The organism is Nonomuraea muscovyensis (assembly GCF_014207745.1).
GTDB lineage: Bacteria > Actinomycetota > Actinomycetes > Streptosporangiales > Streptosporangiaceae > Nonomuraea > Nonomuraea muscovyensis.
Window position 1 is genome coordinate 1,232,277 of sequence record NZ_JACHJB010000001.1, and the last position, 18,087, is coordinate 1,250,363.

Below are 18,087 nucleotides of genomic sequence, written 5' to 3' on the forward strand. Positions count from 1 at the left end.
CGTGAGGGCCCGCGCGTGTCAGGAGATGGCGTCGGAGAAGTCCTTGTCGCCGTACGGGCCGATCACGGCGAGCGTGAGCGGCCGGTTGAGCACGTCGGCGGCCACCTCGGCGATCTCGCCGGGGGTGACCGCCTCGATGCGGGCGAGCACGTCGTCCACCGACAGCAGCTCGTCGTAGACCAGCTCGTTCTTGCCGATCCGCGACATGCGCGAGCCGGTGTCCTCCAGGCCGAGGACGAGCCCGCCGCGCATCTGCCCCTTGCCCCGCGTGATCTCGTCGGCCGACAGGCCCTCGCTCACCACGCGGGCCACCTCGTCACGGCAGATCTTGAGCACGTCGTCGATCTTCGACGGCAGGCAGCCGACGTAGATGCCGAACTGCCCGGTGTCGGCGTAGGCCGAGGTGTAGCTGTAGGCGGAGTAGGCCAGGCCGCGTTTCTCGCGGATCTCCTGGAACAGCCGCGACGACATGCCGCCGCCGAGCGCGGCGTTGAGCACGCTGAGCGCGAAGCGGCGGTCGTCGGTGCGGGCCATGCCGGTGGTGCCGAGCACCAGGTTGGCCTGCTCGGTGGGCCGGTCGAGGACCCGGACCCTGGAGTGGGTCTCGGCGCCGGGGCCGCTCGTGCGGGGCAGCTCCGACTCGTCCGGCCCGCCGAGCGCGCCGGCCCGTTCGTAGGCCCGCGCGACCAGCTCCACGACCTCCTCGTGGCGGATGTTGCCCGCCACCGAGACGACCGTGCGACGCGGCTCGTAGTAGCGGCGGTAGTACTCGGCGATCCGCTCGCGGCCGAGCGCGTTGATCGACTCGACGGTGCCGAGGATGGGCCGCCCGATCGGCGAGTCGCCGTAGAGGGCGGCGGCGAACTGCTCGTGCACGACGTCGGACGGGTCGTCGTCGTGCATGGCGATCTCCTCCAGGATCACGCCCCGCTCCGACTCGACGTCGTCGTCGGTGACGAGCGAGCTGGTCACCACATCGGCGAGCACGTCGACCGCGACCTTGAGGTCCTCGTCCAGCACCCGCGCGTAGTAGCAGGTGTATTCCTTGGCGGTGAAGGCGTTGATCTCCCCGCCGATGCCCTCGATGGACGCCGAGATCTCCATGGCGTCGCGCGTGGGGGTGCCTTTGAACAGCAGGTGTTCGAGGAAGTGGGTGGCCCCCATGTGCTCGGGGGCCTCGTCACGCGAGCCGATGCCGACCCACATGCCGACCGCGACGCTGCGCACGGTCGGCATGGTCTCGGTCACCACGCGCAGCCCACCGGGGAGGACGGTGCGCTGGACGACCCCGGCCCCGTCGCGGCCGGGGTGCAGCGTAGTTGTCGTGGTCACGAGTTGCGGTCGTCCCCACCCTCGTTGCGGGGCGCGCGCACCCGGGTGCGGGTGCGGCGCGGACGCTCCTCGCGCGGCTTGTCGTCGGCGGCCGGGGCGTCACCGGCGGCGTCGGAGTCGTCCGCCCGCTCGGGGGTGTCCCCCTTCTCGGCGGCCTCCTTCTCGATGACCTCGACCGGCACCAGCGACAGCTTGCCGCGCTGGTCGATCTCGGCGATCTCGACCTGGATCTTCTCGCCGACGCTCATGACGTCCTCGACGTTCTCGATGCGCTTGCCGCCGTGCAGCTTGCGGATCTGCGAGACGTGCAGCAGGCCGTCCTTGCCGGGCATGAGCGAGACGAACGCGCCGAACGCGGCGATCTTGACGACCGTGCCGAGGTAGCGCTCGCCGACCTCGGGCATGTGCGGGTTGGCGATGGCGTTGATCGCCGACCGGGCGGCCTCGGCCGCCGGGCCGTCGGTCGCGCCGATGTAGATCGTGCCGTCGTCCTCGATGGTGATCTCGGCGCCGGTGTCGTCCTGAATCTGGTTGATCATCTTGCCCTTCGGGCCGATGACCTCGCCGATCTTGTCGACCGGGACCTTGATCGTGATGATGCGCGGCGCGGTCGGGTTCATCTCCGCCGGGGAGTCGATCGCCTCCTGCATCACCTCGAGGATCGCCAGGCGGGCGCCCTTGGCCTGCTTGAGCGCGCCGGCCAGCACGGAGGCCGGGATGCCGTCGAGCTTGGTGTCGAGCTGCAGGGCGGTGATGACGTCCTTGGTGCCGGCGACCTTGAAGTCCATGTCGCCCATGGCGTCCTCGGCGCCCAGGATGTCGGTCAGCGTGACGTAGTCGTCACCCTCGCCGATCAGGCCCATCGCGATGCCGGCGACCATCTCCTTGAGCGGCACACCGGCGTCCAGCAGCGACATCGTGGACGCGCAGACCGAGCCCATCGAGGTGGAGCCGTTGGAGCTGAGCGCCTCGGAGACCTGGCGGATCGCGTACGGGAACTCCTCGCGCGTCGGCAGCACCGGGATGAGCGCCCGCTCGGCGAGCGCGCCGTGGCCGATCTCGCGGCGCTTGGGCGAGCCCACCCGGCCGGTCTCACCGGTGGAGTAGGGCGGGAAGTTGTAGTTGTGCATGTAGCGCTTGGTCCGCTCGGGGTTGAGCGTGTCGATGACCTGCTCCATGCGCAGCATGTTGAGCGTGGTGATGCCCAGGATCTGGGTCTCGCCACGCTCGAACAGGGCCGAGCCGTGCACCCGGGGCACCACGTGGACCTCGGCGAACAGCTCGCGGATGTCCTTGGTGCCGCGCCCGTCGATGCGGACGCCCTCCTTGATGACCCGCTCGCGCATGAGCTTCTTCATCACCGAGCGGAAGGCGGCGCTGATCTCCTTCTCGCGCCCCTCGAACTCGGGCAGCAGCTTCTCGGCGGCCAGCGCCTTGACCTTCTCCAGCTCCGCCTCGCGCTCCTGCTTGGCGGCGACGGTGAGGGCGGCGGCCAGCTCGGTCTTCACGGCCGCCTCGACGGCGTTGTAGACGTCTTCCTGGTAGTCGAGGAAGACGGCGTACTCGGCGGTCTCCTTGGCCGCGACCTGCGCGATGCGCGACTGCGCCTCGCACAGCACCTTGATGAACGGCTTGGCCGCCTCGAGGCCCTGGGCCACGGTCTCCTCGGTGGGCGCGACGGCGCCCTCGGCGACCAGCTTGAGCGTGTCCTTGGTGGACTCGGCCTCGACCATCATGATGGCGACGTCGCCGTCGGCCAGCACCCGGCCGGCCACGACCATGTCGAACGTGGCCCGCTCCAGCTCGGAGTGGGTCGGGAAGGCGACCCACTGGCCGTCGATCAGTGCGACGCGCACGCCGCCGATCGGGCCGGAGAACGGCAGCCCGGCGAGCTGCGTGGACAGCGACGCGGCGTTGATGGCCACGACGTCGTAGAGGTGGTCGGGGTTGAGCGACATGATCGTCGCGACGACCTGGACCTCGTTGCGCAGGCCCTTGACGAACGACGGGCGCAGCGGCCGGTCGATCAGCCGGCAGGTGAGGATGGCGTCCTCGGAGGGACGGCCCTCACGCCGGAAGAACGAGCCGGGGATGCGGCCCGCGGCGTACATGCGCTCCTCGACGTCGACCGTGAGCGGGAAGAAGTCGAGGTTTTCCTTGGGCTGCCTGGACGCGGTGGTCGCGGACAGCACCATCGTGTCGTTGTCGAGGTAGGCGACGGCCGAACCGGCCGCCTGCCTCGCGAGACGACCCGTCTCGAACCGGATCGTGCGCGAGCCGAACGAGCCGTTGTCGATGACGGCTTCGGCGGTGTGGACACCCTCCACGGGGGACCTCCTTTTGGTCGGTCACCCGCGCCCTTTTTCTCACCGGCACCCTCGTTAGGTGCAGCGCCGGTCTTCGATCGAAGCGCCCGGTCTTGGTTACCGGAAGCCACTACCGAGGACCGGCCCGCAGGCGTCGCGGGTCGCATGGTGCTGAACGGACGCGGGGGCTGTAAGTGTCTCTGATCTTCAGTTGTATGCCAGGCGCGCGCCGGTCCAAACCGGCCGCGCCGGGCTATATGAGAAGGGAGCGGCGCGAGCGCCGCTCCCTTTCCATGCTATCGGCGCAGGCCGAGTCGCTCGATGAGCGAACGGTAACGCTCGATGTCGACCTTCTGCAGGTACTTCAGCAGGCGGCGCCGGCGCCCGACGAGCAGCAGCAGACCACGACGGCTGTGGTGGTCGTGCTTGTGCGTCTTCAGGTGCTCGGTCAGCTCGCTGATGCGCTTGCTCAGCAGCGCGATCTGCACCTCGGGCGACCCGGTGTCACCCTCGGTCGTCGCGTAGTCGGCGATGATGGACTTCTTGGCAGCGGTGTCGAGGGACACGGCTCTCCTTCTATCTACGGGCACGCGGATGTGTGTACTGGGAAGCGAACGACCGTGCGTGCCTACAGTCGCCGCAGCGAAGGCCCTCAGGGCAGCGCGCGGCGGCGCCGTCACCGAGCCGACATGTCAGCGTACCACCCTCGCCGCGTGCCCGCGTTACTCCGCGTGATTGCGCCTCACGGGGTGACGTACTGGGCGGCGAACTCCTCCGACGGGGCGATGGGCGTGATGACATCGATCAGCACGCCGTTGGGGTCGGCCACGATGAAGTGCCGCTGGCCGAAGTCCTCGCTGCGCAGCTCCAGCTCGGGCCGCAGCCCCTCGCCGGTGACGAGCCGCTCCCACTCGGCGTCGACGTCCGCCACCTCGAAGTTGAGCAGCAGACCGCCGACGGGCCTGCGGTAGGCCGCGGGCAGCGTGGGGTGGGCGTGGTCGAGCAGGGCCAGCTCGTACGGCCCGCGGCGCAGGCTCACGTACCAGTCGGCCTCGAACGTCACCTCGAACCCCATCAGCCGGACATAGAAGTCGCGCGACTCGGGGAGCCTCTCCGTGCAGATGACCGGGTAGAAGCTGCTGAGCTCCATGCTCTCTCCTTGATTTCACATACCGATGGTATGTCGAGGTACGGTATTGGCGTACCATCGGTATGTCAATGTGGGGGGCGCGGTGACGACCAGGGCCGAGCAGCGGGAGCGCACCAGGCGGACACTGATCGCCGAGAGCAGGCGGCTGTTCGCGGCCAGGGGCTACGCCGCGGTGGGCCTGGCCGCGATCGTCCGCGAGTCGGGCGTGACGAAGGGGGCGCTCTACCACCACTTCGAGGGCAAGGCCGACCTGTTCCGCGCGGTGCTGGCGCAGGTGCAGGAGGAGGTGGCGGCCCGGGTGGCGGCCGCGGCCGAGGCGGCCGGCGACCCTTGGGCACAGCTCAAGGCGGGGTGCGCGGCCTTCGTGACGGCCGGCGCCGACCCGGAGGTGCAGCGGATCATGCTGATCGACGGGCCCGCGGTGCTGGGCTGGAACGAGTGGCGGGCCATCGACGAGGCCACCTCCGCCAGACACCTGGCCGAGGCGCTGGCCACGCTCGCCGAGGACGGCACGATCCCCGCCCAGCCGGTGGCGCCGCTGGCCCACCTGCTGTCGGGCGCGATGAACGAGGCGGTGCTGTGGCTCGCCCAGTCGGCCGGGCCCGACGACCTGGCCGACACGCTGGCGGCCCTGTCGCGCCTGCTGGACTCGCTCCGGGCGCCCGCCGGGCGTTAGGGGGCGGAGGTCAGGCGGCGGGTGTCGGCGACGTCGGCGTGGATCTGGTCGATCAGGGCCTCGATCGAGTCGAACCGCGTGTTGCCGCGCAGCCTGGCCGCGAAGTCCACCGCGACGTGCACGCCGTACAGCTCCAGGTCGTCGCGGTCGAGCGCGTACGCCTCGACCGTGCGCGGCACGCCCTCGAACGTCGGGTTGGTGCCGACCGAGATGGCCGCCGGCCACCGCTCGCCCGCGTAGACGACGGGCAGGTTGGCCACCGGCACGCACTCCAGCCAGCCCGCGTAAACGCCGTCGGCGGGGATCGCCGTGTGCGGCGGGGTCTCCACGTTGGCCGTGGGGAAGCCGAGCTGCCGGCCGCGCTGATAGCCGCGCACCACCACGCCCTCGACCCGGTGTGGCCGTCCGAGGCCGGCGGCGGCGCCCTCGACGTCACCCGCCACCAGCCGCTCCCTGATCTGGCTGCTGGAGACGCCGTCGAGCAGCGGCACGGCCTCGACCGCGAAGTCGTACTTGTCGCCGAGCGCGCGCAGCGTCTCGACGTCGCCGGCCGCCCGGTGGCCGAACGTGAAGTCCTCCCCCACCACGACCACCGACGCGTGCAGCCGGTCGGCGAGGACGGCCTGCGCGAAGTCGCCGGGGCTCATCCGCGACAGCTCCAGCGAGAAGTCCAGCACGCGCACCTCGTCCATGCCCAGCCCGGTCAGCAGCTCGGCGCGGCGCCTCGACGTGGTGAGCCGGGCCGGGTGCGAGCCGGGCAGCACCACCTCGGCCGGATGCGGCTCGAACGTGACGGCCACGCTGCGCGTTCCCCGCGCCCGGGCGGCCTCGACGGTGCGCTCGACCACCCGCCGGTGGCCGAGGTGCACGCCGTCGAACACCCCGATCGTGACCGCGGACCTCTCCGAACCCTGCACGCCGGCCCCATTCGCTCGTCGTCGATCGCTGACTGCGGATCACTTGCTGCGGATCGATCCACTCAAGCGTGCCATGCGGCCGGGTATTCCCTCCAACCGAGGGGGCCTTGCGGGAGGGATAGCATCGTCACACCATGCCTCGATACGTACTGCTGATCCTGCCCGCCTTCAACCGGGTCTACGGCGAGAGCGCCGCCCGGCTGACCCGCTCCGAGCTGGCCGTCTTCAGCGACCGGGCGCTGCGGGCCGAGGTGTCCGGCATCGAGGAGACCGTCATCGGCGGCCTGCCGTACGTGGGCTTCGACACCGCCGAGCCGCTGTCGGCCGCCGACGTGGCGCTGCTGTCCAACCTGTCGTCGGTCTACGCCGTGTTCGGGCGGGAGGGCGAGCTGCTGCGCCCGCTGCCCATGCGGCCGCTCGACCGGCTGAGCAGCGACCTGATCACCATCCAGAAGTACGCCGGCAAGACCAACGAGCACTTCACCAAGCTGCTGCTGAACGTCACGGTGCTCGCCTCGGGCCGACCGCTCGACGGGCGGCTGACCGTGTTCGACCCGATGTGCGGGCGCGGCACCACGCTCAACCAGGCCCTCATGTACGGCTACGACGCCTTCGGCGTGGACGTGGACGGCAAGGACTTCGAGGCCTACTCGGGGTTCATGCGCACCTGGCTGCGGAACAAGCGGCTCAAGCACACGGCCGAGACCGTCCCGGTGCGGCGCGAGCGAGCCCTGGTCGGGCGGCGGCTCGACGTGACGTTCGCGCTGTCGAAGGAGGCGTACAAGGCAGGCGACGTGCAGCGCGTCAGCGTGGTCAACACCGACACGCTGCGCAGCAGGGAGGTGTTCAAACCGCGCTCGTTCGACGTGATCGCCACCGACGCCCCCTACGGCGTTCAGCACGGCAGCAAGGGCGGGCGGGGGCTGTCGCGCAGCCCGCTGGAGCTGCTCCGGCAGGCCGTGCCGGTCTGGGCCGAGTTGCTGCGGCCGGGCGGCGCGCTCGGCATCGCCTGGAACACCTACGGAGGCGACCGCGACGACCTGGCCGCCGTGCTCGGCGCGGCCGGACTGGACGTGGTCGCCTACCCCGACTTCGAGCACTGGGTGGACCAGGCGATCGTGCGCGACATCATGGTGGCGCGCAAACCGTAGCCCGCCACACGAAGCCCGCTGCACGAAGCCCGCTAAACGAAGACCGCCAGCGCCTTGGCCGACCGGCCCCGCTCCTCCATGAGCGCGAGCAGCTCCCCATCGGGGCCGAACACCCCGATCGGTCCCGCGCCGAGCCCGGTCGCGGGCAGCGGCCCGCCGTGCCGAACCGTGCGGGCCTCCTCGGCCGTCACGTCGCGCCGCGGGAACGCCGCCGCCACGGCCTCGCCGATGGGCAGGATCACGCACTCGGCCGCCAGCTCGTCGAGCGTGCGAGCCGTGCTCAGGTCGTACGGGCCGACCCGGGTGCGGCGCAGCCGCGTCAGGTGGCCGCCCACGCCGAGGCCGGCTCCGAGGTCACGGGCCAGTGCCCGGATGTAGGTGCCGCTGGAACAGGTGATGACCGCGTCCACGTCGATCACGTCGTCGTGCGGGCGGACGTCGAGCACCTCGAAGGCGTGCACGGTGATCGGACGGGCCGCGAGCGCCACCTCCTCGCCCGCGCGGGCGAGCTTGTAGGCCCGCTTGCCGTCCACCTTGATCGCGCTGACCTGGGGTGGCACCTGCATGATGTCACCGGTGAGCGCCGCGACGCCCTTGTGGATCTCGGCCGGGTCGACCGCCGCCGCCGAAGCGGTCGCGGTGACCTCGCCCTCGGCGTCGTCGGTGTTGGTGGTGACGCCGAGCCGCATGGTGGCGGTGTAGACCTTCTCGGTGAGGGCCAGGTGGCCGAGCAGCCGGGTGGCCTTCTCCACGCCGACCACCAGCACACCGGTCGCCATCGGGTCGAGGGTGCCCGCGTGGCCGACCCGGCGGGTGCCGGCCAGGCGGCGCATCCGCGCCACCACGTCGTGTGACGTCCACTCGGCCGGCTTGTCGACGATGATCAGGCCGCTCTCGGTCATCGCACCTTCCCCAGCAGCTCCAGGAACTTGGCCATGGTCGCCTCGACGCTGTCGTGCGAGGTGAACCCCGCCGCGGTGTGGTGGCCGCCGCCGCCCAGCTCCGCGCAGAGCGCGCCCACGTCGACCGCGCCCTTGGAACGGGTGGACACCTGCCAGGCGCCCTCGTCGTCCTCTTTCAGCACCGCCGCCACCTCGGCCTCGTCGGTGCGCCGGACGATGTCGATGATGCCTTCGAGCTCCGCGTACGGCAGCCCGTAGGCGGCCCGGTCCACCCGCGTCACGTACGTCCACACGAGGGCGCCGTCGAGCACCACCCGGTCGAACGCGGCGGCCAGCACCTTGAGGTAGCCGAACGGCGAGCGGTCCCACAGCTCCCGCGCGATCTCGTCGGTGCGCAGGCCGGTGGCGACCAGCCGGGCGGCCATCTGGTGGGCCGCCGGCGTGGTCGAGGAGTGGCGGAACGAGCCGGTGTCGGTCACCAGCCCGGCGTACAGGCAGATGGCGATGTCACGGTCCAGCGTGCCGCCGAGCCGGTAGATGAGCTGCTCGACGAGCATGGCGGTCGCAGACGCCTTCGGGTCGACCAGGCCGAGCGTGCCGAAGCCGGAGCTGGAGGGGTGGTGGTCGACCACGATGACCTCGCGGGCCGCCGCGACGTTCGAGCGGAGCAGGCCGAGCCGGTCGGGCGACGCCGAGTCGAACGTGATCATCAGCTCGGGCGCCGCCGGGAAGTCGCCGGGAGGGGTCAGCATCTCCTGGCCCGGCAGGAAACGCAGCAGCCGCGGCACCGCGAAGTACCGGTCTCCGAACGAGGCGACCACCCGCTTGCCGAGGGAGCGCAGCACGAACGCGGTCGCCAGCATGGAGCCGAGGGCGTCGCCGTCGGGTGACACGTGGCAGGCCAGGGCGATCTCGTCGGCCCCGGAGATCAGCTCCAGGGCGCGCGCCCACGTGGACTCGGGTACGCGGCCGGCACCGGTCACCGCGCCGTCCGCGGCACCGCCACCCGCACCGCCGCTCGGTCCGCCACCAGGACCGCCACTCGGGCCGCCACCGGGGCCGCCGATCGGGCCGCCGCCCGGCGCGCCCACGGTGGCCCTCGCCGTCCCGCCCGGCGGGCGGGCGGCGCGGGACTGCCGTTCGACGCGGTCGCGTACGTCGGGCGTCACGGTGCCTCGGGTCCCGCCTGCTCGTCCTCGTCGGGCTTCTTGTACGGGTCGGCCTCGCCGGCGTAGGCGGCGCCCGCGGCCTGGCGCGCCACCTCCTCGTCCTTCGCCCTGGCGGCGTTGATCAGGTCGTCGAGCTGGCGGGCGCTGTCGGGCAGCGGGTCGTGCTTGAAGGTCAGTGTCGGGGTGAAGCGCACGCCGGTCTGCCTGCCCACCTCCGAGCGGATGATGCCCGTGGCGCTCTCCAGGGCGGCGGCGCTGTCGGCCCGCTCGGCGTCGGAGCCGAACACCGTGTAGAACACCGTGGCCTCACGCAGGTCAGCCGTGATGCGCGTGTCGGTCACGGTGACGAAGCCCAAACGCGGGTCCTTGATCCGGCGCTCCAGCATCTCGGCGACGATCTGCTGGATGCGGTCGGCGAGCTTGCGCGCTCGTGCTGCGTCCACCATGTTCGCTCCCCCTCACACACGACGGGCCGTCGTGCAGTCGTTCAGTCTTCGTCGTTGTAGAGCCGCTGCCTTGCCGACAGCAACTCGATCTCAGGGCGGAAGGCCACCATCCGCTCGCAGGCGTCCATGACCTCTTTGCAGTTGCCCGCTGAGGCGGAGACCACCGCGATGCCGACCTCCGCCCTGCGATGCAGGTCGAGATGGCCGGTCTCGGCCACGGCGACGCCGGGAAAGCGCCGGTGCAGCTCGGCGACCAGAGGCCGCACGACGGAGCGCTTCTGCTTCAGCGAGTGAACGTCGCCGAGCAGGATGTCCAGGGTCAGAGCACCCACATACATCGTTGGCAACCACCGCTTGTGCTGGTGAGTCGAGCGCACGCCGGTCCTGCTGCGGTGGGGACCAGGCCAGGCGTGCGAGAGGCGCCCGGCGGATGGTCCGCCGGGCGCCCGGCCGCGTGCTATGCGCGCGGCTTCTCCCGCATCTCGAACGTCTCGATGACGTCGTCGATCCTGATGTCGTTGTAGCCGACCCCGATGCCGCACTCGAAGCCCTCGCGGACCTCGGTCGCGTCATCCTTGAAGCGGCGCAGCGACGAGACGGTCAGGTTGTCGGCCACGACGACGCCGTCGCGGATGATCCTGGCCTTGCTGTTGCGGACGATCACACCCGAGCGGACCAGCGAACCGGCGACGTTGCCGATCTTCGGCACCTTGAAGACCTCGCGGACCTCCGCCGTGCCCATCTGGACCTCTTCGAACTCGGGCTTGAGCATGCCCTTGAGCGCCGCCTCGATCTCCTCGATCGCCTGGTAGATGACCGAGTAGTAGCGGATGTCGACGCCCTCGCGCTCGGCCAGGTCGCGCGCCCGAGGCTCGGGGCGGACGTTGAAGCCGATGATGACCGCGTTGTCGTCGGCGACGGCCAGGTTGACGTCGTACTCGGTGATCGCACCGACGGCGCGGTGCAGCACCCGAAGGCTGACCTCGTCGCCGACGTCGATCTTGAGCAGGGCGTCTTCCAGGGCCTCGACCGAACCGGACACGTCACCCTTGATGATGAGCTTGAGCTCGTCGACGCGGCCCTTCTCCAGGTCGCTGAACAGCTCCTCGAGGGTGCGCCGGCGGCTCGACTTCGCCATGTCGGCGCTGCGCTTGCGCGCTGCGCGCTGCTGGGCGATCTGCCGGGCCATGCGGTCGTCGGTGACGACGATGAAGTTGTCACCGGCGCTCGGCACGGCCGTCAGACCCATCACCAGGACCGGACGCGACGGGGTGGCCTCGTCGACCGCCTCGCCGTTGTCGTCGAGCAGCGCCCGGACGCGGCCGAAGGCCTCGCCACAGACGATGGAGTCGCCGACGCGGAGCGTGCCGCGCTGGACCAGGACGGTCGCCACGGGGCCGCGGCCCTTGTCGAGGTGGGCCTCGATGGCGATGCCCTGCGCGTCCATCGTCGGGTTGGCCCGCAGGTCGAGCTCGGCGTCCGCGGTGAGCACGATCGCCTCGAGGAGGTTCTCGATGCCCGTGCCGTTCTTCGCCGAGATGTCGACGAACAGCGTCGAGCCGCCGTACTCCTCGGCCACCAGGCCGTACTCGGTGAGCTGGGCCCTGACCTTGTTGGGGTCGGCGCCCTCCTTGTCGACCTTGTTGACCGCGACCACGATCGGCACGTCGGCCGCCTGGGCGTGGTTGAGCGCCTCGATCGTCTGCGGCTTCACGCCGTCGTCGGCCGCGACCACCAGCACCGCGATGTCCGTGGACTTCGCGCCTCGGGCACGCATGGCGGTGAACGCCTCGTGACCCGGGGTGTCGATGAAGGTGATCTTGCGCTCTTCGCCCTCGTGCTCGGCAGAGACCTGGTAGGCGCCGATGTGCTGGGTGATGCCACCCGCCTCGCGCGCCACCACGTTGGTCTTGCGGATGGCGTCGAGCAGCTTCGTCTTACCGTGGTCGACGTGGCCCATGACGGTCACGACCGGCGGACGCGGAGCCAGGTCGGCCTCGTCGCCCTCGTCCTCGCCGAACTCGATGTCGAAGGCCTCGAGAAGCTCGCGGTCCTCCTCCTCCGGGCTGACGACCTGGATGTTGTAGTCGAGCTCGGCGCCGAGGAGCTGCAGCGTCTCCTCGTTGACCGACTGAGTCGCCGTCACCATCTCGCCGAGGTGCAGCATGATCTGCACCAGCGCGGCGGGGTTGGCGCCGATCCGGTCGGCGAAGTCGGACAGCGAGGCGCCGCGCGGCAGGCGGATCGTCGCGCCGTTGCCGCGAGCGACCTGCACGCCGCCGATCGCCGGCGCCGACATGTTGTCGAACTCCTGGCGCCTCTGGCGCTTGGACTTGCGGCCACGCGCCGGACGGCCACCGGGCCGGCCGAACGCACCCGCGGTGCCGCCGCCACGACCACGGCCACCGCCGCCCGGACGGCCGGCGAAGCCACCGCCACCGGGACCGCCGGTGCTCGTGCCGGGACGGCCACCGCCGCCACCGGGACGGCCGGCGAACCCGCCGCCGCCACCGCCACCGGGACGACCGCCGCCGCCACCCGGACGGCCACCGCCGCCACCGGGACGGCCCGCGCCGCCACCGGGGCGACCGGGACCGCCGCCGGGACCGGCGGGACGGCCCTGGGGCATCATCATCGGGTTGGGACGCGGACCACCGGGACGGGGACCGCCCGCACCGGGACCGGGACGCGGCCCCGCCGCGCCGGGCGGACCCGGACGCGGGCCCGGAGCCGGCCGGTCGCCGCCACGGCCCTGCGGCGGGCGCGGGATCGCGCCGTCGCGCGGCGGGCCGTCACGACGCTCGCGCTGGCCGGGGCCACCGCCGTCGCGCTGGCCGCCGGGACGCGGCGGCCGGGACTGGCCCATGCCGCTGGCGTTGGACGAGAACGGGTTGTTGCCCGGACGCGGGCCACGCGGGCCCGGCTTGGGTCCGGGACGGGGCGCGCCGCCACCGGCCGGAGCGCCGGGACGCGGAGCGCCGCCGTCACGCTGACCGCCGTCACGCTGGCCCCCGTCACGCTGGCCACCGGGAGCACCCGGACGGGCCGCGGGACCGGGCTTGGGACCCGGACGAGCCGCGGGGCCCGGACGGGGACCCGGAGTCGGTCGCGTGCCGCTGTCGAAGCGCGCCTGCGGAGCCGCGGACGTCTCGCCGCGCGGCGCCTCGGGCTGCTGCTGCTGAGGCATGGGCACCGGCGGGCGGGGTGTGCCGCCGCCGGCGGGACCCGGACGCGGACCGGGCTTGGGACCCGGACCCGGACGCGGGCCCGAGGGGATCGGCGCCTGGGCGCCATTGCCGGCCTGGCTGTCCGCCGGCCGGGGAGCAGCCTTCGGCGGCTGCGGCTTGGACGACGAACCGCCGCCCCTGGAGGGCCCACCCTTGGATGCGCCCAGAGCTTCGGTGAGCCTGCGGACCACCGGCGCCTCGATGGTGGAGGACGCCGAACGGACGAACTCCCCCATTTCTTGGAGCTTGGCCATGACGACCTTGCTCTCTACGCCGAACTCCTTAGCGAGCTCGTATACCCGGACCTTCGCCACTGCACTCCCTTACTCGGCCCGGGAGGCTGGCTGTGCCGTCCGGACCGTCGTTACCTTGACGTCTTCATCGCCGCGTGCTCATCAGGCGCTCATAGCAATCTGACTCCGCCCATCAACTCGGCGTCCTACATGACATGTCGTGATTCTCCTCTTCCAGGTGCGCCCGCACATGCGAGACGTCAAGCGGACCCGGCACACGGAACGCGCGCGGGAACGCTCGGCGACGCTCGGCAAGCTCCAGACACCTCACGGACGGGTGCAACGATGCACCACGGCCGGCAAGCCGTCTTCGCAGGTCGGGGACCACATGATCCTCGACCAGCACCAGGCGGAGCAGCTCGGACCTAGCCGCACGAACCCTGCAGCCCACACAGGTGCGCTGCGGGGTCGCTTGGCCACCATATTCCAGCTTACCGCGTTGACGCATCTACGGAACCGGCGGCATCTTCGGCCTGGGTGTCAGGGCGGATGTCAATCCGCCATCCGGTGAGCCTGGCGGCGAGCCTCGCGTTCTGCCCTTCCTTGCCGATCGCCAGCGAAAGCTGGTAGTCAGGCACGGTGACCCGGGCCACACGCCCGTCGAGATCGAGAACCTCGACATGTGAAACGCGGGCCGGCGAAAGGGCATTCCCGACGAACTCTCCGGGATCCTCGGACCAGTCGATGATGTCGATCTTCTCGCCGTGCAGCTCGGTCATCACGTTGCGCACCCGCGCCCCCATCGGGCCGATGCAGGCGCCCTTGGCGTTGACGCCGGGCTTGCGCGACCTGACGGCGATCTTGGTCCGGTGACCGGCCTCCCGCGCCACGGCGGCGATCTCCACCGTGCCGTCGGCGATCTCCGGGACCTCCAGCGCGAACAGCTTCTTCACCAGGCCCGGGTGGGTGCGCGACAGCGTGACGGACGGGCCCTTGTGGCCCTTCTTCACCTGCACCACGTAGGCGCGGATGCGCTCGCCGTGCACGTAGTCCTCGCCGGGCACCTGCTCGTTGTGCGGCAGCACGGCCTCGATCTTGCCGAGGTCGACCAGCACCACGCGCGGGTCCTTGCCCTGCTGGATCACGCCGGAGACCAGCTCGCCCTCGCGGCTGGCGAACTCGCCGAAGTTGATCTCGTCCTCGGCGTCGCGCAGCTGCTGCAGGATGACCTGCTTGGCGGTGGTCGCGGCGATCCTGCTGAAGTTGCCAGGCGTGTCGTCGTACTCCCGGACGATCTCGCCGTCCTCGTCCAGCTCGGCCGCCAAGATCGTCACGTGCCCGCTCGACCGGTCGAGCTCGGCACGCGCCTTGGGCGCGGCGCCCTCGGTGCGGAAGTACGCGATCAGCAGCGCGTCCTCGATGGCCTTGACCACCAGGTCGAAGGAGATGTCCTTCTCCCGCTCCAGGCTGCGCAGGACGCTCATGTCGATGTCCACGAGGCTTCCCCCTTAGCCCTCGTCGCCGTCGACGTCCGCGCCGTCCGCGTCGTCGTCGATCCGGCGGAACTCCACCTGCACCCGTCCGCGGGCCAGGTCCTGATAGTCGAGCCGGCGGCACGCGCCGTCGACGTCGAGCTCGACGCCGCTCTCGTCGGCGGAGCGCACCCGGCCCTCCACCACGCCGCCGTCACGCAGCTCCGCCTTCACCAGCCGCCTGGCGGCGCGCCGCCAGTGCCGCGGCTCCGTCAGCGGGCGGTCGACACCCGGCGAGGACACCTCGAGAGTGTAGGCCGAGGGCCCCATCGTGTCGTGCTCGTCGAGAACCGTGGAGACGGCCTGGCTCACGTCGGCGACGTCGTCGAGGCTCACCCCTCCGTCACGGTCCACGATCACCCGCAGCAACCGCCGCCGGCCGGCCTGGGTGACCGTGACGTCCTCCAAGTCGAGGCCCTCCGCGCTGACGACGGGCTCCAGGAGCTTCATCAGGTGGTCGCGGGGTGATGCGCTGCCCATATCGACCTCCCCTATTGTCATGTCTCAGCCGGGCGGACCTCGCCTTCGGCTCCCATCGCCGCTCAGCCGCACAGCCAGCGACGACAGTTGACACCTTATCTGTAGGAGGGCGCGGAAAGAGCGCCACTCGGCGCCTACCGACGGCGAGCCTCGCCTTACCGCGATCGCGGGCGCGAACCCTTACGATGCTTCTTGCGCCCGCGCTTCCCTGGGCCACCCGCGCCCCGGCGCGGGCGTGGCCGAGGGAACGCTCGCACCACTCCTGTCCACGGCCCCGAGGCCGCTCGGGTCCACGGCCCCCGAACGGGTCCGCGGTCCTGGGCGTGCACTCCGGCTGGGCCACGGGCCCGAGGACCGCACTCCGGCGGCCGTCACCCGGGAGGCGACTTCCGGCTCGGTGCCCGAGGGTGGCCTTGGGTCGCAGCCTGGGCGGCCACGGGTCGCGGCCCCGAGGGCCACGACCTGGGGCACGATCCGCACGCGCCTTGGGTCGCTGGGCGGAGGCCGCGGCCGTCGGAGGCGGGGCCCGGAGGCCGAGTCCTCGGGGTCGCTGAGCTCTCGCGCTCTCGGGTCGTGACCCGGGATCGCGGCCCTGGGACGCAACCAGCAGGTACGGGGTGTGGCCCTGGGCGCAGCCCGCAGGTGTCGGGGGGTCCGGTCTCGGGGCACAACCTGGGGGCACGGCCTGGGGGCACAACCTTGGGGCATGGCCTTGGGGCGCGGCCTTGGGGCGCGGCCTTGGGGCACGGCCTTGGGGCACGGCCTTGGGTCACGGCCTTGGGGCACGGCCTTGGGGCACGACCCGCGGGTGTCGGGCAACCTGGAGGCGTGGCTCCGGGCCGCTCGGAAGCGTGGCCTTGGGTCGCGGTCCGGGGAGTGCCGCCTTGGGCGCGGTTCGGGGTCGCGGCGCCCGGGTCGCGAGTCCGAGGTGTGATCCTTTCCGCGTCGCCGGTCTTGCGGTCGCCGACTCGGGGGAGACCCCCCTAGGGTCGCTCGTACGACCCGGTTCGCAGTCCCAGGGCTGCGCACCCTGGGTGGCAGCCCCGGGGCGCAGGCGTGGGGCTGATACCGGCCGATAGTCATGGAGGTCCGTTCCGTGAGCTCATCCCTCTCCCGGCGAGCCGTGCTGGCGGGCGGCACGGCCATGGCCCTCGCGGGTTCCGCGGTGACCCTGGCGGGATGCAGCGGCCCGGCGGACGCCCCCGAGTCCCCGGCCACCCGGGCGGAGCCGCCGGAGCACGCCCTGGCCCGCCAGCTGATGGCCGACAAGGAGCGGACCATCGGCCTCTACTCCGCACTGATCGCGAAGGACGGCGCCACGTTGACCCCCTTCCGGGACCGCCACCAGGCCCACCTGACCGAACTGCGCCGCCGCTTTCCCGGCGTGACGCCCGCGCCCGGCGGACCCGCGACCCCCTCATCCGGCTCACCGCCTGCGGCGGGCTCGCCGTCCGGGTCACCACCGCCGACGGCGGGCTCGCCGCAGTCCGCCGCTCCCAGTCCCGGTTCCTCGCACCGGGCGGCGACGGCCCCCGTGTCACTGTCCAGGCTCCGGGACCTGGAGCGCAGGTCCGCCGCCCTGCGGGCGCGCCAGGTCGCGGGCGTCTCTCCGGCCTTCGCCCAGCTCATCGCGAGCATCGGTGCCTGCGAGGCCGCCCATGCCGTTGCCCTTCCGAGGTCCCTGTGAGTACGCAACCGAACGCACCACGCCTCCACCCTGGGGAGGTCCCGACGGGCTCTGCCCACGGCGACGCGCGGGGGGAGCGCGGCCGCGTGTCGCCGCACAGTGCCGCCGCCCTGGCGCGCCACAACCACGCCGCCGGGGCCCAGGACCACCTGGCGACCGCCGCGAGCCAGGGACGTGTCGTCGGCCTCGGCCGGACGTCCGGGCAGGACGGCGACGTCGAGAGGCTGGGCAAGGCGCTGGCGGGCGAGCACGCGGCCGTCTTCGCGTACGGCCTGATCGGCGCCCGCACCACGGGAGCTCTGCGCGCCAGGGCCACCCGGGCCTTCGACGCCCACCGCGCCCGTCGTGACCAGCTCCGCGGCTTCATCTCCGGCCGCGGCGGCAAGCCGGCCGAGCCCGAGGCGTCCTACTCCCTTCCGGTCGTCCCCTCCACGCAAGCGGAGGCCGTCCGCCTCGCCGTACACGTGGAGACGGGCATGACGGCCGCCTACCTGGAGCTCGCCGCCTCCGAGGACGCGGCGCTGCGCAAGTACGCGGCGCTGGCCATGCAGGAGTCGGTGACGCGGTCCTACTCCTTCCAGCCGTCGATCAGCACGCCCCTCCCAGGCATGCCGTCGCCACCTCCTGCCTCCTCCCCCGCGCCGTCACCGGCCCAGGACGGCGAGTAGGGCAGCCGCGCGGGCGCCTTCAGCCCGGCGGCGGCCATGCGGCCGACAGCCGTAAGGGTGGGACCGAGCCGATGTGGCATGCAGCCGAAGGCCATGAGGGTGGGACCGTGCGGGTGAGGCCCTGCGGGCGCCTTCGGGTGGCCAGGGCCGTGCGGCCCGGGACCGTGTGGGTGGGGTCAGGTGAAGGGGCGTGTGGGTGCCGCTGGGGGCT

Annotated in this window: 17 protein-coding genes; 4 read left to right on the plus strand and 13 right to left on the minus strand. The window is 71.9% G+C overall.

Annotated features, from left to right (window positions below):
* Window positions 1–18 precede the first annotated feature (18 nt).
* The 4 genes from FHU36_RS05825 to FHU36_RS05840 form a co-directional block, all read right to left on the minus strand.
* Window positions 19–1,332, minus strand: coding sequence for a M16 family metallopeptidase (locus FHU36_RS05825; protein WP_185082760.1), 1,314 nt, complete (start codon window positions 1,330–1,332; stop codon window positions 19–21).
* The gene (locus tag FHU36_RS05830; protein WP_185082761.1) at window positions 1,329–3,659 is read right to left on the minus strand and encodes a polyribonucleotide nucleotidyltransferase; all 2,331 of its coding nucleotides are present in this window, start codon (window positions 3,657–3,659) and stop codon (window positions 1,329–1,331) included. The genes FHU36_RS05825 and FHU36_RS05830 overlap by 4 nt, the downstream gene beginning before the upstream one ends.
* Before the next feature lie 275 nt (window positions 3,660–3,934).
* Window positions 3,935–4,204 carry a 30S ribosomal protein S15 gene (gene rpsO, locus FHU36_RS05835; protein ID WP_185082762.1) on the minus strand — a complete coding sequence of 90 codons (270 nt, stop codon included), beginning with the start codon at window positions 4,202–4,204 and terminating at the stop codon, window positions 3,935–3,937.
* Between the two features lie 176 nt (window positions 4,205–4,380).
* On the minus strand, window positions 4,381–4,788 hold the full coding sequence (locus FHU36_RS05840; RefSeq protein ID WP_185082763.1) for a VOC family protein: 408 nt from the start codon (window positions 4,786–4,788) through the stop codon (window positions 4,381–4,383).
* An 82-nt stretch (window positions 4,789–4,870) separates the two neighbouring features.
* Here FHU36_RS05840 and FHU36_RS05845 point away from each other — a divergent pair, with 82 nt between their 5' ends.
* Entirely contained in the window at window positions 4,871–5,464 is a 594-nt protein-coding gene (locus tag FHU36_RS05845; RefSeq protein WP_312891446.1) for a TetR/AcrR family transcriptional regulator, read from the plus strand.
* On the opposite strand, the gene FHU36_RS05850 is transcribed toward FHU36_RS05845, so the two are convergent.
* On the minus strand, window positions 5,461–6,381 hold the full coding sequence (locus FHU36_RS05850; protein ID WP_185082765.1) for a bifunctional riboflavin kinase/FAD synthetase: 921 nt from the start codon (window positions 6,379–6,381) through the stop codon (window positions 5,461–5,463). The genes FHU36_RS05845 and FHU36_RS05850 overlap by 4 nt on opposite strands.
* 134 nt (window positions 6,382–6,515) lie before the next feature.
* On the opposite strand from FHU36_RS05850, the gene FHU36_RS05855 reads away from it, so the two are divergent.
* Window positions 6,516–7,532: a TRM11 family SAM-dependent methyltransferase gene (locus FHU36_RS05855; RefSeq protein WP_185082766.1), complete on the plus strand. Its 1,017-nt coding sequence runs from the start codon at window positions 6,516–6,518 to the stop codon at window positions 7,530–7,532.
* 32 nt (window positions 7,533–7,564) lie between these two features.
* On the opposite strand, the gene truB is transcribed toward FHU36_RS05855, so the two are convergent.
* The 8 genes from truB to rimP all read right to left on the minus strand — a co-directional run bounded on the left by truB (window position 7,565) and on the right by rimP (window position 15,521).
* Window positions 7,565–8,434, minus strand: coding sequence for a tRNA pseudouridine(55) synthase TruB (truB, locus tag FHU36_RS05860; protein WP_185082767.1), 870 nt, complete (start codon window positions 8,432–8,434; stop codon window positions 7,565–7,567).
* Window positions 8,431–9,603, minus strand: a complete 1,173-nt coding sequence (locus FHU36_RS05865; RefSeq protein ID WP_312891447.1) for a DHH family phosphoesterase — start codon at window positions 9,601–9,603, stop codon at window positions 8,431–8,433. Before FHU36_RS05865 ends, truB begins: the two co-directional genes overlap by 4 nt.
* Window positions 9,600–10,049 (minus strand): 30S ribosome-binding factor RbfA, encoded by a 450-nt coding sequence (gene rbfA / locus FHU36_RS05870; RefSeq protein ID WP_185082768.1) that lies wholly within the window; start codon window positions 10,047–10,049, stop codon window positions 9,600–9,602. The genes FHU36_RS05865 and rbfA overlap by 4 nt, the downstream gene beginning before the upstream one ends.
* Before the next feature lie 41 nt (window positions 10,050–10,090).
* Window positions 10,091–10,387, minus strand: coding sequence for a DUF503 domain-containing protein (locus FHU36_RS05875; protein WP_101788804.1), 297 nt, complete (start codon window positions 10,385–10,387; stop codon window positions 10,091–10,093).
* A 119-nt stretch (window positions 10,388–10,506) separates the two neighbouring features.
* Entirely contained in the window at window positions 10,507–13,590 is a 3,084-nt protein-coding gene (gene infB, locus FHU36_RS05880) for a translation initiation factor IF-2 (RefSeq protein WP_185082769.1), read from the minus strand.
* Between the two features lie 112 nt (window positions 13,591–13,702).
* A complete protein-coding gene (locus tag FHU36_RS05885; RefSeq protein WP_185082770.1) occupies window positions 13,703–14,017 on the minus strand; it encodes a YlxR family protein in 315 nt (104 codons plus the stop codon).
* Window positions 14,001–15,005, minus strand: coding sequence for a transcription termination factor NusA (gene nusA, locus FHU36_RS05890; protein ID WP_185082771.1), 1,005 nt, complete (start codon window positions 15,003–15,005; stop codon window positions 14,001–14,003). The genes FHU36_RS05885 and nusA overlap by 17 nt, the downstream gene beginning before the upstream one ends.
* A 12-nt stretch (window positions 15,006–15,017) precedes the next feature.
* Window positions 15,018–15,521 (minus strand): ribosome maturation factor RimP, encoded by a 504-nt coding sequence (gene rimP / locus FHU36_RS05895; RefSeq protein WP_185082772.1) that lies wholly within the window; start codon window positions 15,519–15,521, stop codon window positions 15,018–15,020.
* 1,096 nt (window positions 15,522–16,617) lie between these two features.
* On the opposite strand from rimP, the gene FHU36_RS05900 reads away from it, so the two are divergent.
* Window positions 16,618–17,208 carry a hypothetical protein gene (locus FHU36_RS05900; RefSeq protein ID WP_185082773.1) on the plus strand — a complete coding sequence of 197 codons (591 nt, stop codon included), beginning with the start codon at window positions 16,618–16,620 and terminating at the stop codon, window positions 17,206–17,208.
* Window positions 17,209–17,294: 86 nt separating this feature from the next.
* Window positions 17,295–17,876: a ferritin-like domain-containing protein gene (locus tag FHU36_RS05905; protein WP_312891448.1), complete on the plus strand. Its 582-nt coding sequence runs from the start codon at window positions 17,295–17,297 to the stop codon at window positions 17,874–17,876.
* Window positions 17,877–18,087 lie beyond the last annotated feature (211 nt).

Coding starts and splice junctions, on each gene's coding strand:
- FHU36_RS05840 (WP_185082763.1), bottom strand. CDS start 4,788: ATGGAGCTCAGCAGCTTCTACCCGGTCATCTGCACGGAGAGGCTCCCC.
- FHU36_RS05855 (WP_185082766.1), top strand. CDS start 6,516: ATGCCTCGATACGTACTGCTGATCCTGCCCGCCTTCAACCGGGTCTAC.
- truB (WP_185082767.1), bottom strand. CDS start 8,434: ATGACCGAGAGCGGCCTGATCATCGTCGACAAGCCGGCCGAGTGGACG.
- rbfA (WP_185082768.1), bottom strand. CDS start 10,049: ATGGTGGACGCAGCACGAGCGCGCAAGCTCGCCGACCGCATCCAGCAG.
- FHU36_RS05875 (WP_101788804.1), bottom strand. CDS start 10,387: ATGTATGTGGGTGCTCTGACCCTGGACATCCTGCTCGGCGACGTTCAC.
- FHU36_RS05885 (WP_185082770.1), bottom strand. CDS start 14,017: ATGCGTCAACGCGGTAAGCTGGAATATGGTGGCCAAGCGACCCCGCAG.
- rimP (WP_185082772.1), bottom strand. CDS start 15,521: ATGGGCAGCGCATCACCCCGCGACCACCTGATGAAGCTCCTGGAGCCC.